The following is a 17139-nucleotide window of genomic DNA, read 5'->3' on the forward strand; positions in this document are numbered from 1 at the left end:
ATGAAAAAAATAATTACCATGCTTTGTCTTACTTTATTAATTGTAAGCTGTGGCTCATCCAAAAAAGTAGCTACAAAAAAAGGTAGGCAAAAAACAGTTAGAGTTGTAAGAAATAAAAAGGAGACTAAAAATGATACAAAGGAAGATGTTATTGTAGTAGAAACTCCAATTAAAGATACACCAGAGGTATATGCAAGTAAAACAGACGAGTATATTGCTATTTACAGTGATATAGCTCAAGACGAAATGCGTAATTATAACATACCTGCAAGTATCACTTTAGCACAAGGAATATTAGAGTCTGCTTCTGGTCAAGGTCGTTTATCTGTAGAAGCTAATAACCACTTTGGAATTAAATGTCATGAGTGGACTGGAGCAAAAATTTATCATGATGATGATGCCTCTCAAGAGTGTTTCCGTAAATACAAAAACTCTAAATACTCGTTTAGAGATCACTCTTTATTTTTAACAGAACGTAAACGGTATTCAAAACTATTTACGCTTGAAAAAGATGATTATAAAGGTTGGGCCAGAGAGCTTAGAGCAGCAGGTTACGCTACAGACAGAAAATATCCAGATAAGTTAATAAGCTTAATAGAGCGTTATCAATTATATCGTTTTGATGCAGATGTATTAGGTAAACAAAATTTGGCTAATGATAAGCATACCGTTGTAAAAGGCGATACATTATATTCGATTTCAAAAAAATATAACCTTACAGTAGAAACAATTAAGTCGTTAAATAGTTTAGAAAACAACGATTTATTTGTTGGTCAGGTCTTATTTGTAAAACCAATTCCAAAAGATTTTTAAAGTTTATGATTTATAAACGTAGTAGTGCTTTGTTTGCAGAAGCAGAGCAAGTAATACCAGGAGGAGTTAACTCACCTGTTAGAGCATTTAAAGCAGTAGGTGGTACACCTATTTTTGTTAAAGAAGCCAAAGGGGCTTACTTGTATGATGAAGATGGAAACCAATTAATAGATTATATAGCATCTTGGGGACCAATGATTTTAGGTCACGCACACCAACCAGTTGTGGATGCGGTTATTGATAAAGCAAAAAAAGGAACGTCCTTTGGAATGCCTACTCAAATTGAAACTAAAATAGCAGAGTTGGCAGTGTCGATGGTGCCGAATATTGATAAAATTCGTTTTGTTAATTCGGGTACAGAAGCTTGTATGAGTGCTGTTAGATTAGCTAGAGGTTATACAAACAAAGATAAAATAATCAAATTTGCTGGTTGTTATCATGGTCATTCAGACTCATTTTTAATACAAGCAGGTAGTGGAGCAGTAACTTTTGGGTCACCAAATAGTCCAGGTGTTACTCAAGGTACAGCAAAAGATACGCTATTGGCAAAGTATAACGACTTAGCTAACGTTGAAGCATTAATTAATGCTAATAAAAACGAAATAGCATGTATTATTATCGAGCCTGTTGCTGGTAATATGGGTTGTATTCCTCCAAAAGAGGGTTTTTTAGAAGGGTTACGAAAACTATGTGATACCAACAATATCTTGTTAATCTTTGATGAGGTTATGACTGGTTTTAGATTAGCTAAAGGTGGTGCACAAGAATTATTAGGTATTAAAGCAGATATTGTATGTTTTGGTAAAGTTATTGGTGGAGGATTACCTGTTGGTGCTTTTGCTGCCAGAGCAGAAATTATGAATCATTTAGCACCTTTAGGACCAGTATATCAAGCTGGAACGTTAAGCGGTAATCCATTAGCAATGGCTGCAGGATTAGCAATGTTAACCGAGTTAAATTCTGGTGATATTTTTGAAAGTTTAGCACAAAAAACAGCCTATTTGCATAAAGGTATTGCAAAGGTTTTGACCGAATTAAACGTGACTCATACTATAAACAGAGTTGGATCTATGATATCTGTTCACTTTTGTGAAGATGATGTTGTAGATTTTGAAACGTCTGCTAAAGGAAATAACGACACGTTTAAAACCTTTTTTCATGGTATGTTAAACCAAGGGGTTTATTTAGCACCAAGTGCTTTTGAAAGTTGGTTTTTAAATGATGCCTTGACTTATGAAGATTTAGACAAAACAATAGCAGCATGTAAAGCTGTATTTAGTTAGTCTTAAAATATTTAGACATAAAAAAAGCCGATTATTTATAATCGGCTTTTTTATATAAGTGTATTACTACGCTATAATGTTATTGATTAGAGATTTCTAAAAATTTAGCGTACTGCTCATCATTCAATATTTCTTTAAGTTGAAGAGATAAACGATCGTTAATTTTTTTGCTAAAAGTATTATATTCACTTGTGCCAACTTCAAACGAGTTGTTTAATGTTTCAGATTTTGAGTAAAATTCTTGATAGGCAACAAACATTAATTCTTGCGTTGGCTCATAAGCTTTAACAAGTCTACCTATTTCTGCAGTTTTTGCTTGTGCAGCATTGTTTATTTCTGCACTAAATTTTTGTTGTGCATTAGCAGTGTTAGTTGCTAAAAATAAACCGAAAACAAAAAGACAAAGCGTAAATATTTTTTTCATCGTGTAAGTGTTAATTAATTATACTATCAAAGTAACGCTATTTGTTTAATAATTACAAATAAAAAAGCACTGAATAGACAATCAGTGCTTTTTTACCTTTAAAAGTGAATATTTGATACTAAATCTTAGATTTAATTATCATTTAACTCCTCTTTTTTGTGTTCTTTTTTGTTTTTTAATCCTCTTTTCATGTGCTTACGTCCATGTTCTCTTTTAGATAAAGACTTTTCCCACTTCGTGTATTGCTCAGCAGTAAGGATAGCTTTCATTTTTTTCTTAGCTGCAATTTGTGCATCTAATTTAGCATTCATGCGTTCTAACTTTTCCTCTTTGGTAGGCTTTACACGCTCTTTATTATCTTTTTCAGCTAGACGCTTATCAAAGTTTTCTTTACGTTTTTTAGCATTTTCTAAATTTAAAGCCATCACCTTTTGTTGTTGTGCTTCTGTTAAATCTAAATGCAACGTCATTTTTTTAGTTTGTAATTGTGCCATATCCTGAGGATCTAAATTTTGGCGTTGTTCTAAACGTTCTTTTTTATTTTCTTGACGCTTTTCCTTTTTGTTGTCTTGTGCATTAGCTTGAAATGTTATTAAAGCTAAAGCTAGTATTACTAATCTTTTCATTTTTTTTGTTTTTTAAATTGTTATACTACTAAGACATATAAATGTTAGAATGGTTTAAACACCTTAGTTTTTTTAATCTTTAATTAACAGTTTGAAAAAATTAGCCCATTGATAATTATAATGTATTTAAATAGGATTTAATTAAAAAGTAACCTTCAGTATGCACAAAGGTTGTACCTAGTAATGGCATGCTAAACAGCTCTTGATAATTAACCATTCTAGAATTTATTTCACTCTTTTTTTCTAATATAGACGTGTTTTCAAAAAGGGTTTCATATCTAAAGTCTAAAGTAGTTTGTACATCGCAATAACCTCCTGGTTGGTGACAAGAGGCACAATTAACATCTAGATATGCTCTAGCACGATCCTGTAAAGAGTAAGAGGTATCATCTTCCCAATTTGGTAAAGTTGTTATTGTGGAAATATCTGATATGCCAGTTATTTGATTGTTGTTTATTAGGTTTTGTAGTTGATTATTGTAATTAATGGACCGTAATTTAGGTCCTAACGGTTTTACTTGGTCATTGTTGGAGTGGCAAGTAATACAATCTAAATTTGACGGGATTTGATAATTGACAGCTACGGTTGAACCATTTTTATCAATAAAAGACACTGGTACAGTTGCAGCATTATTTTCTAAAACTGCTTCGGTTTGTGCTTCGTTCCAGTGATAATCACCTGCAATCCATGTTCCGTTTTGTTTTATTAGTAGCCTAGTTTCGATAATTTTTCTGCCTTGGCTTAAATCATTTTCATCAAAATTGTAATAAAAAGACTTTACTATTATCGAGTTGTCTGGAAACTCTGGCATACCATTACCCACAGCTGTTAATGTTTCGCCTTCAGGCAATACAATAAAACGTGATTTATGTGCATAATCCGTAAAAAGTGGAGTATTTAAAGTGTATGTAAAACTATATGGAGATGGTGTTAAATCTTTAAGTGGTCCTTCAAAAAGATTAAGTTGTGATAGGTTAGGTAATAATTGCGCAATAGGTCGTGGAGTAGTCGTTACTGGTATATCTATCGTGTCTACATCTTCATTTTTACTACAGGAAAAGCAAAGTAATAGTGTTAGTACTAATGTGGTTAATTTATTCATTGTTAGTGGTTTTGAATTGTGAAAATAACAAAAATGAATCAATTATAATGTATGTGTATTTAAATGTGAGAATAAAAAAAAAGGAATTACACGTCTGTAATTCCTTTTAATATATTTAATTGTTAGGTTTTGTAACTATCTGTTTATATGGTTTCAACAAATAATCCATCATCTGTTTTATTGACTTTAGCGACACCTAGTTTGGTTAGTCCTTTAATGGTTTTATCCCATTTTTTGTTACTTAAACCAGATTGCTCTTTAAGTGTATTAAGGTCTATTGGACTACCTGCTTTTACTAAAGCAAATAGTGCTTTTTCGTCGTCTGTCATTGGAACTGCTTTTTTCTCAGGTCTCATTTGAGGAAAAAACAGAACTTCCTGGATTGACTTGTTATTAGTTAAAAACATAATTAATCTATCCATACCAATTCCCATTCCAGATGTTGGAGGCATTCCGTACTCTAATGCACGCAAAAAGTCTTCGTCTATAAACTCGGTAGCTTCGTCATCTCCTTTTTGAGCTAGTTTTAATTGGTGCTCAAAACGTTCGCGTTGGTCAATTGGATCGTTAAGTTCTGAATAGGCATTTGCTATTTCTTTACCACAAACCATTAACTCAAAACGCTCTGTTAATTCTGGATTATCTCTATGCTCTTTACATAAAGGACTCATTTCTTTTGGATAGTCGGTAATAAAGGTTGGTTGTATGTAGTTACCTTCACATTTTTCTCCAAAAATTTCGTCAATTAATTTACCTTTACCCATGGTTGCATCAACGCTAATTCCCATGTCTTTAGCAGCAGTACGTATTTGATCTTCTGTTTTTCCATTAATATCAAAACCTGTAAAGTGCTTAATAGAGTCAGCCATAGTGACTCTTGCATAAGGTGCTTTAAAATCTATTTTATGTTCACCAAATGTTGCTTCAGAAGTTCCGTTTACAGCTATTGCACAATGCTCTAGTAATTGTTCGCAAAAATCCATCATCCAGTTGTAGTCTTTGTAAGCTACATAAATTTCCATTGCTGTAAATTCTGGATTATGCGTACGATCCATTCCTTCGTTACGGAAATTTTTAGAAAACTCATAAACACCTTCAAAACCACCAACGATAAGACGTTTTAAATACAGCTCGTTAGCAATACGCATATATAATGGTATGTCTAAACTGTTATGGTGTGTAATAAAAGGACGTGCAGCAGCACCTCCAGGAATAGGTTGTAGTATAGGTGTTTCTACTTCAAAATATCCTGACGAATTAAAGAAGTCACGCATCGCGTTAAATAACTTGGTGCGTTTTACAAAAACTTCTTTAACTTTAGGATTAACAACTAAGTCTGCATAACGTTGTCTGTAGCGTTGTTCCGGATCTGTAAAAGCATCAAACGTGTTACCTTCTGCATCTGTTTTAGGTAATGGTAAGGGTTTTAAAGCTTTACTTAAAACAGTAAAGTTTTTTACCATGACTGTTTTTTCGCCAACTTTAGTAGTAAAAAGTTCACCTTCTACACCAATAAAGTCACCAATATCTAAAAGCTTTTTATATACTGTGTTATATTTAGTTTTGTCGTCACCTGTACAGATTTCGTCTCTGTTAAAATAGACCTGAATACGACCTTCGCTATCTTGTAGTTCGGCAAAACTAGCATTACCTTGAATACGTCTAGACATCAAACGACCAGCTATAACAACCTGTTTACCTTCCTTAAACTCCTGTTTAATTTGTTTGGAATTGTTAGAAACAGGATATAAATCTGCTGGATAAGGGTTGATACCTAACTCACGTAATTTTGCAAGTTTTTCTCTACGTACGAGCTCTAGCTCAGATAATTGTGACATAGTTTTATTGTAAAAATTTAAGACGCAAAGATAATGGTTTGTAACAAAAAATAAGAGTTAACGTCCAATAAGTATATCATCAATCTATTAAATTTTTAATCATGTCTTTTTGGCGCGTTTTATTGTGTATAATTTGTCCTCCACTATCAGTAATTGGTAAGGGTTGTGGCTCGATTTTAATTGTTTTTATTTTATGGTGCTTAGGATGGATACCAGGTGTCATTGCAGCTTTAATAATATTAAATAACCCTGAAAGATAAATTGTATCTTTGCAGTATTAAACATTGTAATGAATAAGAACGTACAAATACAAGATTTAGGGACTAAAGACTTTAAAGAGACTTGGGATTATCAAGAAGAATTGTTTAAAGGTATTTTAGATACTAAAATTAAAAATAGAAGAGAAGCTGCTGGTTTAGAAACTAATAACTACTTTTTGTTTGTGGAGCATCCTCATGTTTATACTTTAGGAAAAAGTGGTGACATGTCTAATTTATTACTAAACGAAGCCCAATTAAAAGAGAAAGGAGCAACGTTTTATAAAATTAATAGAGGAGGAGATATTACGTACCATGGTCCAGGACAATTGGTAGGTTATCCTATTTTAGATTTAGATAATTTTTTTACAGACATCCATAAATACCTACGTTTTTTAGAAGAAGTTATTATTTTAACTTTAGATGAATATGGTTTAAAGGCAACACGTAGTGAAGGCGAAACAGGCGTTTGGCTAGATGTAGGTACACCATTTGCTCGTAAAATTTGTGCAATGGGAGTTAGAGCTAGTCGTTGGGTTACAATGCATGGTTTTGCACTTAATGTTAATGCTAATTTAGGTTACTTTGATAATATTATTCCATGCGGAATTAAAGGTAAAGCAGTAACTTCTATGCAAGTTGAGTTAGGTGTTAAATCTGTTGATGAGACAGAAGTGAAATCTAAAATACTAAAGCATTTTAGTGCTTTGTTTGAGGCTAATTTTATGTAAAAAATTACTCTTTAAAATACGCTGCATAAGCATCTGCAATGTCTGTTAGACTAAAGTGTTTCCACTCTTTATTTTGTATACGTTTTACAAGTGCAGGATGGTCTTTAAAATAAATACCCATTGCTTTTTTTACTTGTCCATTTGTAAACCCTTTACCACTTACAATATAGGCTTTGTCTTCTGTTGGGCGTTGGTATAAAAAATATACAAATTCCCACATAGAGTGTGCACCAGTTATGGATTTCATAATTCCTTTTTTATCCAATTTATAGCGTTGTGCAAGCGAGTAACCTTTAATAGCATCATTGGCATATATTAGTAACATCCAATGTTTATTCTTTTTCTCTGAAACTATTTCTTTTCCAAAAGATTTAAATAAGTGCACAACATTATTTCTGACAAATAAAAATTTGTTTCCGTTTTTGGCAGTATATAAAATTTGAGAAATACTGTCTTCGTCAATTTTTAAAACTTTAGCTTTTGCACTAGATTTATACTCTACTTTACCGTCCAGCATTTTATTAGAAGGTAGTTTAGCAAAGCCATCTTTAACGGTTCCATCTGCCATTAAGATTTTGGCAGTGTGATATTGTGCGTTAGCAAACAAAGAACTTAAAATAAAGACAAGGTATAAAAGAGACTTCATGATTAATTGGTTAGATATTGATTATTAGTTTAATTGCCAATCAAGTTAATTAAAAGTATTTACATGTAAAAATGGTCTTTTAGTTTTTAATTAGCACGCCATCTTTAAAGTTATGTATATTAAAATCTTTAAAATGGTTTAATAAGTCAGGTTTAGATATAAAATAGCGTCGATTTATATTATCAAAAAACAAGATTTTTGCTTTACCTTGTTTGACATCTTGGGTCATTTTTTGTAAAGCACTATCGTAAGTTTTTGTGTTAATAAACGGAAGCTTGTAATTATTTACGTTTTTGTAAAAACGCATGATATCGTGCGCATTGGTATAAAGATTTAATGTGTCTTTAGATTTGATGTAATTAATTGCTTCAGAGTTTTTCCATACTTCAGCACTATACTGCGTACCGTTATGATAATGATTTACTCTTAATTGGTAGGTGTTTAAAATATTAGATAGTAATAGTATGATAAAAAGGACTATGGTTATTGGTTGATATTGTTTCGGTTTAAGAATTGGGTTTAAAATTAAAACGACTAGTGTTAATATGATAAAATAAAATGGAAAGAATATTCTGGTATTAACAGGCACGTTTTCATCAAAAAAAGAAATAGAAAGTACTATAAATACTGTATAAGAACACAATAAAGTTACCAATAATAAGATGATAGGTGTACAGGATTTAACTTGTGCTATTATTGTTTTTTGTATTGTTTTAAATTTAAAAAAACTAATAACTATGAAGCTTAAAATGATTGTTGCTATATAGCCATTATATAAAAACCAGTAAATTATTGTTTTGGTTAATGATAATAATCTTCTAAATCTGAAACCAAAAAAATCGATATTTCTTATGGTGTTAGAATTGTTAAAATAGTAGCAGTAAATAAGCCAGAGAATAAATAGACTTAAGGAAGAGATCGTATAAATTAGTACTGCTTTTAATCTTGGTTTAATTTTAGATTTATGGAGTATTAAAATATAAAACCCAAAACCACCAATATATCCTAAGCCTGCATATCTAGTTAATAATAACGCGCTAGATATTACTCCAGCCCAAATAATATATTTGTAACTGCTGTTTTTAACCCATTTAATTAAAAGCAATGTTACTAATAGTAGTAAAACCATAAATAACCCTTCACTTAAAAAGTAAATAAAGACTAGTGATGTGTAGGAGGTTAAAAGTAAAATAACAATAAAAGGAATGACTTTTTTGTCAATTTTTAGTGTTGTTAAAAGGTTGTAAAAAATTAATGAAATTGTAGAAAGCAGTCCTACATTTAATATAAAGGCGCCTGTAGGTATACTGCAATTAAATAGCTTGGTCGTTAATGCTACTAATAAAGGGTAAAGTGGAGGCCAATGCGTAATTAGTATTCCGTTTTCGTCTACGATACCATTACCTAGTAAAATACTTTTTACTATTTGAATATAGGACACGGAGTCTGGCGTGATACCTAATTTATAAGGCCAACTAAAATAAGCGAATAGTAAGGTGAATACAATAGAAATTAAAATGATTAATTTTTTTGTCATCACTATTTACCTTTTAAAAGCCCATATTTTGTAATACAATATAAGGCTCTAAAACCATCTTTCCATGATATTTTTTTACCTTCCAAATAGGTTCTTCCATAATATGAAATACCGACTTCGTAAATGCGTATGTAAGGTATCCTAGAAATTTTAGCAGTTACTTCGGGTTCAAAACCAAAGCGTTTTTCTTTGAGGTTGACAGATTTAATAATTTCGGTTTTAAACATTTTATAGCAAGTCTCCATGTCTGTAAGGTTTAAATTGGTTACTGCATTAGAGAAAAAGGTTAAAAACTTATTTCCTATGGTATGCCAAAAAAACAATACACGATGTGGATTACTACCCATAAATCTTGAACCATACACGACGTCCGCAAATCCGTCTGTGATTGGTTTTAATAGGACGTTATACTCGTTTGGGTCATATTCTAAATCTGCGTCTTGGATTATAATATAATCTCCAGTTGCTTGTTTAATGCCTTCATGGAGTGCTGCACCTTTACCAAGATTTACCTCTTGCTTAAAAAACTTAATATCTAAATTAGGATTATTAGCAATAAAAGTTTCAATGGTTTTTTTTGTTTGATCTGTAGAGCAATCATCAATAATTACAATTTGCTTTTTTATTCCAAACAGTAATGTCACACTATTAATCTTGTCCAGTATTAGTGTAATAGTGCTTTCTTCATTATAAGCAGGAATTATAATAGACAAGGTTTTAATAGACATGTTTATGGCGTTTGGTTTTAGGCTTCGACGTTAAAAAACACTTTATAATAATGCATTTTTTTCTCTTCGTCGTAACCACGTTCTAAATACTCTGCACTTGCATCTGGTGCATCAATATCCAATTTAATTTGAATGTTAGTGTCTAATTTAATTTCGGTTTTAATTTTTTTCTTTTCTTTATTTAAAACTTTTTCTGAAACATCAAATTGATTTCTTATTAGTACATTTTGTTCCGACTCAAAGTCTTTTTTATAGCTTTCAAAAAGATCCATATGTTTATTCTCTACAAAGACTTCATCTTTAAATCTTTCGACGTTAACAATTTCGTTTTCTTTAAAAAAGTCAATTGTTTTGGCTAAAAAGTTGTTATGCTCTTGTGCACCATAGGTTGTTTTAATTATTTCAGTAGAAAACTCTTTGCAAAGTTCAAGATAGTTTTGTGTATGACTATTGTAGTCGTCTGCATATTTTATATTTAAAAACTTATCTATCCAATAGGCAGCATCATAATTATTGTTGTCTACGGTTAACACAACTTTACCTTCGGCATCACCAGTATTTAAAATTAAACAACCTTTATCTACTTTTTTAGCATTAATCCCTTTTTGGACTAAAACGTCGTAACTGTTATCTTCTAAATAGGTTTGAAAAAAATTAGTTTTGTTTTCTATTTTAAAAATTCCAATCGCGTCCACTACCATTTCATTGTGTTCTATACCATCAAAATAGGCTACAATAACATCTCCAGTTTTAATTTGTGCAGAAGTTGATTGCTCATATAAATGCTTAACAACATTTTTGGAGACATCTACAAAAGTTTCGTCATCTGCAAAAATTTCTTTTGTGTACGCATTAATTTCATTTAACTCGATATTGGCATGATGATTAAATCTGTGACTTTGGACTAAGCTTGTAAATGGTCTTAGTAAAAAAGGAACCATTAACTCATAACTAGCCTCGTCAAATACTAATTCTTTCTCAGAGAAGGCGTTTTTAGTATCGTTATGTTTGTTTCCTACTTTGTGGATTATACACTTTAATATTGAAGCTTTGTTACGATTAATCATCTGTAAAATGGTATTTATTTTAAGTTACAATGTTACTAAATCTAACAGAAAAAAAGCATAAAAAAACCGAAGACTTTGCTTCGGTTTTAGTAATCTATAAAAAGAGTTATAACTAATTTATTTTATAAACTAAGATCGAGTTACTTTCACCTTTAGTCACAAATTCTAAGTGGTCATCTTTATCGATGTTTTCTAAATCTATAGCTGATGTACCGTAAACAGGAAAGTTATCTTGCTGCTTTGCATTACTGTCAAATAACATTACTTTTTGAGTTTGCTTATCTGTAGTGGAAACGTATATTTTATTGTTAATTAAAAATAGTTTTGCAGTCGTATAGCTACCAAAATCTAATTGTAAGGTTTGATCTTTAATATTTAAAGTATTGTCACTTTGTGTAATTAATGTTTTTGTAGTCGCGCTTAAAGTTATGTTTTCTGACAGGTTTGTATTACTTACTGTAACCTTTCCTTTTTGGTCTATAGTTGCTATTTTACCATCTGCTGTTGTGGTTATAAAATCGGAATTATAATTGTAAATAGCTTGATTGGCATAACTAAGTTTTGTTTTAGGTGTCACTCTAGTTTTACCACGTCTGTCTAAAATGTATAATTGATTATCTGTTTTAAAAAGCAGATAATCCTTTCTGCCAATTCTAATATGTTGAGGTGGTGTGTTTAAGGTTTCTTTTGCGTTTTTAAAGTTAAAACCTTTTACCGTTTTTCCTTTACTGTCATAAACCAATACATTTTTGTCTTGTGTAATAAATAGACGATAGTTTTTATTATTATCGTAATCAAAAACTGATAAAGGTTGTGTTATTTCATCATTAAAAGTCATAGGAAACGGTTTAACATCCTCTCCATTATGATCTAAAACATAAACGCGATTAGCAGTTGCAAATGCTAATTGTAAACGTCCATTTTTAAACATGTCAATTTGGTTGATTGATCCCAAAATGGCTCCTTTTAATTGTTTTTTCCAAAGTATTTTACCACTATTAGATATTAAATATAGTGTGTTGCTAATGTCTTGTACAACAATATCTTTTTGTTTTGTACGATGATTTTTAACAAACTGAGGATTTGTAAGTACATCATTATCTAGTTTAATATTAAACATTTCGGTTACTGCATTATCAGACGTAGATGGTTTGCTTTGCTTGATAATAGCATTAAAATGTGCAAAATCAGTATCGTAAATAAACTGTAAGGCAGAGGTCTTGTAATTGTCAAATTTAAAGTCAAATGTAGTATTTAAGTTAGATTTAATAATTTGACTAAGACTTGTTGGATTTATAACTTGTAATATGGATGCTTGATTACTTAAGTTTTTCTTTATATTTTTATAATAATCGCGATCACTTATTGTAGTTTGATTTTGATAGTTAACTATAATGTTTTCTAATGTTTCTGTATTTGATGCAAACACCAAAAATTGATTTATTATACAATATTTAGATGCTGTGTTAAGCGTAATAAAGGGTTTTAAATGGCTATTAAAAAGACTAGGATTAGAAAAATTATAAATACTTATACCTCTAAAATCTTCAACTTTTTCTTTTTCACTAAGTAAAGCTTCTTGAGTACTAATAATGTCTATGGAATTTAAAACTACTGCACTTGTTGTGTCGCTGTATATTTCGCCAAACTCAATAATATTATCAAACAAAGCAGTGTTTATGGCCAGAGTATCAATATTATTATAATGGTTAAGATTGCTTCTAAATTTCTTGTATTCATTAAAAGTAATACTTAAAAAACCATCGCTATTAGATGGGCTAATTTGTGCCAATTGGTTGTCTTGTGGTAATGTGTGTTTAAAAACGTTAATTAATTTATTGGACGTGTCTTTAGCTTTAGTTATACCGTTTAATGTTAGTTGGTTTTGACTAACTTCTGTATCAAAAGTCAAATAATCTGTAAAATTTTTAAAAGAAAGATTATTGTTTTTGAATACAGTATTTAAACCATTGTCTTTATTTATAAATACAGAAAACGAAGCTTCTTGATCTTGAGTTGCTATTATTTTTTTAATCGAATTTTTATCAGGATTACTGTTTATTAAGTGTTGTAAATGATTAACGTTATTAGCACCTATTAATATATCTCCAATTTTTGAAACATAAACAGTTTGATTTTTGTTTGAAATTTTTTCGGCTGTAACCCCTTTTAATTTTATAGGCTCTCTTTTAATTTTTAAACTATCTAAATTAAAAACAGAATCGTTTAATTTAGTAACAAAGCTATATTGTATACTGTCTTTATTGTCTTTAGACAAGTTTATGTAAACGCGTAGTTTACTTTTAATATGTTCCAGTAATTCCAGCTTTTTGCTAACATTTTTATAGGACGTTGTGTTAGATAATTGGTCTATAAAATGGTTGTTAGTTATGTTGCTTTTAAAATTTTCTAGGTTATTAATAGTTAATACATAATCTGCTTGATTAAAAATATAATCTTCAATTGTATTTTTGTTAGTAGATGTTTGACAAGAGATTGTCAATAGTATAAATAGTAAACAACACCATATATGTTTCATAAAAGAAGAGGGTTTGTGCAAATATAATAAGTTACAATTCTAATTTCAATTGTTCGGGTAATAGTCTAAAGGATTTTCTGTGGTATTTAGTTGGGCCATATTTTTTTATTGCTTCACGATGTTGCTTAGTTGGGTAGCCTTTATTTTGTTTCCAATTGTACATTGGAAATTCCTCGTGAATTTTGTTCATATACTCATCGCGATACGTTTTGGCTAAAACTGAAGCTGCTGCAATGCTTAGATATTTTCCGTCACCTTTAATAATTGTTTCAAATGGAATGTCTTTAAAAGGTTTAAACCTATTACCATCTACAATGATAAACTCAGGTGTTTTTGTCATAGTCTCAATAGACTTATGCATGGCTAAAATCGAGGCGTTAAGTATATTAATCTCATCTATTTCAGCTTCATGGATGTGATAAAAGCCAAAGCATAATGCTTCAGTTTCAATAACAGGTCTTAATAAGTCTCTTTTTTTTTCGCTAATTTGCTTAGAGTCGTTTAAAATTTCATTCTTAAAATTAGGTTTTAAAATAACAGCAGCAGCTGTAACAGGTCCAGCTAAACAACCACGACCAGCTTCATCAGTACCGCATTCTAACTTGTGTTTGGAATATTTTAATTTTAGCATTAAATAAAAAAGAAGGTTTAACGTTATATTGTTTCAATTTTGTTCCTTTCTTAACAGAAAACACAAAACCATAAAGATATTTGCTATTTTTGGCAAAAATATATGATTCAGCTTTTAATTAAAGGTCTAAAATAGTCACCATTTAATGAAAAAAATAATTTTCTCTTTTCTTTTATTTATCATAACTGTTTTTGCTTATGCGCAAAGACCTATTAAAAAGTCTATAAATAAAGCTGTTTCGCAAGCTGAAAAAAATTCCGTAACCTCTCAGGATAGTTTGAAAAAAGGAGGTGTTAGTAACAAGTCAACACAAAAAAAAGAAGCTGTTATTACAGATTATTTAATTATTAATCATTTAAGGGATACGACATATTTAGATACCACTTTAACAATTAATAAAGAGTATAAATACAATTATTTAAGACGTGATGAATTTGGTTTAATGCCATTTGCTAATATTGGTCAAACTTATAATAGTCTTACTTATAATTTTAACGACACCCATTTAATTCCTGGTTTTGGAGCAAAAGCAAAGCATTTTAATTATTTAGATGCAGAAGATATCAATTATTATCATGTACCTACACCATTAACTGAGCTCTATTTTAAAACCGCCTTGACACAAGGACAGCAATTAGATGCTTTTTTCACTACCAATACGTCAAAACAATTTAATTTGTCAATTGGATATAAAGGGGTTAGGTCTTTAGGTATATACCAAAATACGTTAACTAGTTCTGGAAACCTTAGGATGACAGCAAGTTATAAAACAAAAAATAGGCGATATATTTTAAATACACATTTTACCTCTCAGGATTTACTAAACAACGAAAATGGAGGTTTAAAAGATGATAACCTTGCGTTTTTTGAATCTGGAGACCCTGATTTTGACGACAGAGGAGTGTTGGAAGTTAATTTTGAAAATGCAGAAAACTTGCTTTTAGGTAAACGTTTTTATTTAAACCATAGCTACGATTTCATAATACCAAAGGACTCAATAAGCTCTAATAGTCTCCAATTAGCACACGTAATGACTCTTGAAGATAAAATTTATACATTTGATCAGTCAGCTGCCAATACAGATTATTTTGGAGAGTCTTTTCGTACTTCAAGTTTAAAGGACAGGACAGAGCTTGAGCAGTTTACAAATCAGTTGCAATTAAATTACAAAAATACTACTATTGGTTCAGTGCAGTTTAATGCCACGCATAATAATTATAATTATGGATATGATAAAATTGTGGTGCTTAACACTGGGACAATACCTAATAGACTAATAGGTGATGTAGTATCAGTAGGTGCAAAATATAATAAGCAGTATAAAGGTTTTAATTTAAATGGTAATGCAGGTTTAAATGTGTCAGGAGATTTTGACGGAAATTATATTTCCGGAACAGCATCCTATCAGCTTACCAATGACATTAAAATATTGGCAAATATCAACCACTCATCGGTAGCTCCAAATTTTAATACATTACTATTCCAAAGTGATTATAAAAATTACAATTGGAGTAACCAATTCAACAACATTAAATCCCAACAAGTACTCTTTAATATAGATTCTAAAAAGTATGCAAATCTGACATTAGATTTTAATACAATAAATGACTATGTGTACTTTGCAAAAAATGATGAAGGCAACGTAAAGCCATTCCAAAACAGCAATGCAATTACCTATTTAAAATTAAAACTTCAAAAAGAAATTAGATACAAAAATTTCGCATTAGATAATACCGTATTATACCAAAACGTACAAGACGATTCTAATACACTTAACGTTCCCCAAATAGTAACACGTAACACACTATATTATTCCAATCAAGTATTTAAAAAAGCTATGTATTTGCAAACCGGAATAATATTCAACTATTTCACAGCATACAATATGAATAGTTATGATCCGTTGTTAGCCGAGTTCTACACTCAAAATCAAGAAGAATTTGGAGGTTTTCCAAGATTAGACTTTTTTGTAAATGCAAAAATTAGACAAACTAGAATATTTTTAAAAGCAGAACATTTTAACGCAGCCTTCACAGGAAGGGAATATTATTCAGCAGCCAATCAACCTTATCGCGATTTTACAATTCGATTTGGTTTAGTTTGGAATTTCTTTTTATAGCATAATGTGGGCGTTACCCAAAGGGTCGGGCTATCACTACTCGCTTTTTTTTAGCCTACAATTTACTCTATTCAATATAATAGATGTTATAGACTAATTAATTGATCTGTTAAAAGAAGCAATGGTAAAAAAAGAGCTCAAACATACCGTTCTATCCCTAACGCGTTGTATATCAGCAAGCAAATTAAATAAAGGCAGCAATACTTGTTTGTCAGAAAACTTAAGTTTAAAAAATAATTCAAAAAAAATCAGACTCTAACCTGTTAATAATAAAGCATTAAAGGTTTGAGTAAAAATAAAAACAAAAAAAGATTAAGAAAAGGGTTGTGGGAATGAAAAAGGCTTGTATATTTGCACCCCGAAAACGACGTAACGGATGTTACTGAGAATAAGGTAAAGTTCTAAGAGTTATTGAAAGTGAAGTTTAAAAAAAAGAAAAAAATCTTTTTTTAAATAAAGCTTGTGGGATTTAAAAAAGCGAATTATATTTGCACCCGCTTAAGGAAATAACGACTTAAGAAAGATAAGAAAAAGTTCATAAACATATTGAATTGACAGCGTAAGAATTAATTGGAAACGATTAATTCAAACAAAGAGAATAAACCATTTTGAGTACTGAAAACATTTATAATTGTTAAAGAATAGTCGCAAGACTTAAAATTTAACGATGAAGAGTTTGATCCTGGCTCAGGATGAACGCTAGCGGCAGGCTTAACACATGCAAGTCGAGGGGTAGCAGGGAGCTTGCTCCGCTGACGACCGGCGAACGGGTGCGTAACGCGTATAGAATCTACCTCT

15 protein-coding genes and 1 rRNA gene are annotated in these 17139 nt (G+C 30.7%); 6 read left to right on the forward strand and 10 right to left on the reverse strand.

The genetic code is table 11. The features are described from left to right. Both M890_RS0115525 and hemL read left to right on the forward strand, forming a co-directional pair. Complete coding sequence (locus M890_RS0115525; RefSeq protein ID WP_036597764.1) at window positions 1–813, forward strand: glucosaminidase domain-containing protein; 813 nt, start codon at window positions 1–3, stop codon at window positions 811–813. Window positions 814–818: 5 nt separating this feature from the next. Then, window positions 819–2096, forward strand: a complete 1278-nt coding sequence (hemL, locus tag M890_RS0115530; RefSeq protein WP_028284399.1) for a glutamate-1-semialdehyde 2,1-aminomutase — start codon at window positions 819–821, stop codon at window positions 2094–2096. A gap of 79 nt (window positions 2097–2175) precedes the next feature. Here the strand turns inward: hemL and M890_RS0115535 are convergent, their stop codons facing one another. The 4 genes from M890_RS0115535 to lysS form a co-directional block, all read right to left on the reverse strand. Further along, window positions 2176–2520 carry a hypothetical protein gene (locus M890_RS0115535; RefSeq protein WP_028284400.1) on the reverse strand — a complete coding sequence of 115 codons (345 nt, stop codon included), beginning with the start codon at window positions 2518–2520 and terminating at the stop codon, window positions 2176–2178. Between the two features lie 131 nt (window positions 2521–2651). Then, window positions 2652–3146: a DUF4890 domain-containing protein gene (locus M890_RS0115540; protein ID WP_028284401.1), complete on the reverse strand. Its 495-nt coding sequence runs from the start codon at window positions 3144–3146 to the stop codon at window positions 2652–2654. Between the two features lie 115 nt (window positions 3147–3261). Further along, complete coding sequence (locus tag M890_RS0115545; protein ID WP_051437567.1) at window positions 3262–4248, reverse strand: hypothetical protein; 987 nt, start codon at window positions 4246–4248, stop codon at window positions 3262–3264. 143 nt (window positions 4249–4391) lie between these two features. After that, on the reverse strand, window positions 4392–6086 hold the full coding sequence (gene lysS, locus M890_RS0115550; protein ID WP_028284403.1) for a lysine--tRNA ligase: 1695 nt from the start codon (window positions 6084–6086) through the stop codon (window positions 4392–4394). A gap of 101 nt (window positions 6087–6187) precedes the next feature. On the opposite strand from lysS, the gene M890_RS16675 reads away from it, so the two are divergent. After that, complete coding sequence (locus tag M890_RS16675; protein WP_084553703.1) at window positions 6188–6346, forward strand: YqaE/Pmp3 family membrane protein; 159 nt, start codon at window positions 6188–6190, stop codon at window positions 6344–6346. 29 nt (window positions 6347–6375) lie between these two features. Further along, the gene (gene lipB / locus M890_RS0115560; protein WP_028284404.1) at window positions 6376–7074 is read left to right on the forward strand and encodes a lipoyl(octanoyl) transferase LipB; all 699 of its coding nucleotides are present in this window, start codon (window positions 6376–6378) and stop codon (window positions 7072–7074) included. A gap of 4 nt (window positions 7075–7078) precedes the next feature. Here the strand turns inward: lipB and M890_RS0115565 are convergent, their stop codons facing one another. The 6 genes from M890_RS0115565 to M890_RS0115590 all read right to left on the reverse strand — a co-directional run bounded on the left by M890_RS0115565 (window position 7079) and on the right by M890_RS0115590 (window position 14222). Further along, a complete protein-coding gene (locus M890_RS0115565; RefSeq protein WP_157243309.1) occupies window positions 7079–7720 on the reverse strand; it encodes a hypothetical protein in 642 nt (213 codons plus the stop codon). A gap of 79 nt (window positions 7721–7799) precedes the next feature. Continuing rightward, window positions 7800–9257 (reverse strand): glycosyltransferase family protein, encoded by a 1458-nt coding sequence (locus M890_RS0115570; protein ID WP_028284406.1) that lies wholly within the window; start codon window positions 9255–9257, stop codon window positions 7800–7802. Window positions 9258–9259: 2 nt separating this feature from the next. Next, window positions 9260–9985, reverse strand: a complete 726-nt coding sequence (locus tag M890_RS0115575; protein ID WP_028284407.1) for a glycosyltransferase family 2 protein — start codon at window positions 9983–9985, stop codon at window positions 9260–9262. Window positions 9986–10002: 17 nt separating this feature from the next. Further along, window positions 10003–11052, reverse strand: coding sequence for a nucleoid-associated protein (locus M890_RS0115580; RefSeq protein ID WP_028284408.1), 1050 nt, complete (start codon window positions 11050–11052; stop codon window positions 10003–10005). A 112-nt stretch (window positions 11053–11164) separates the two neighbouring features. Further along, window positions 11165–13591, reverse strand: a complete 2427-nt coding sequence (locus M890_RS0115585; protein ID WP_028284409.1) for a hypothetical protein — start codon at window positions 13589–13591, stop codon at window positions 11165–11167. A gap of 31 nt (window positions 13592–13622) precedes the next feature. Beyond that, window positions 13623–14222, reverse strand: coding sequence for a ribonuclease HII (locus M890_RS0115590; protein WP_028284410.1), 600 nt, complete (start codon window positions 14220–14222; stop codon window positions 13623–13625). Between the two features lie 145 nt (window positions 14223–14367). On the opposite strand from M890_RS0115590, the gene M890_RS0115595 reads away from it, so the two are divergent. Both M890_RS0115595 and M890_RS0115600 read left to right on the forward strand, forming a co-directional pair. Further along, window positions 14368–16341: a putative porin gene (locus M890_RS0115595; RefSeq protein ID WP_028284411.1), complete on the forward strand. Its 1974-nt coding sequence runs from the start codon at window positions 14368–14370 to the stop codon at window positions 16339–16341. Between the two features lie 664 nt (window positions 16342–17005). Beyond that, a 16S ribosomal RNA gene (locus M890_RS0115600) occupies window positions 17006–17139 on the forward strand; the annotation flags it as partial.

It is taken from the genome of Olleya marilimosa CAM030 (assembly GCF_000518485.1).
Taxonomy (GTDB): Bacteria; Bacteroidota; Bacteroidia; order Flavobacteriales; family Flavobacteriaceae; genus Olleya; species Olleya marilimosa.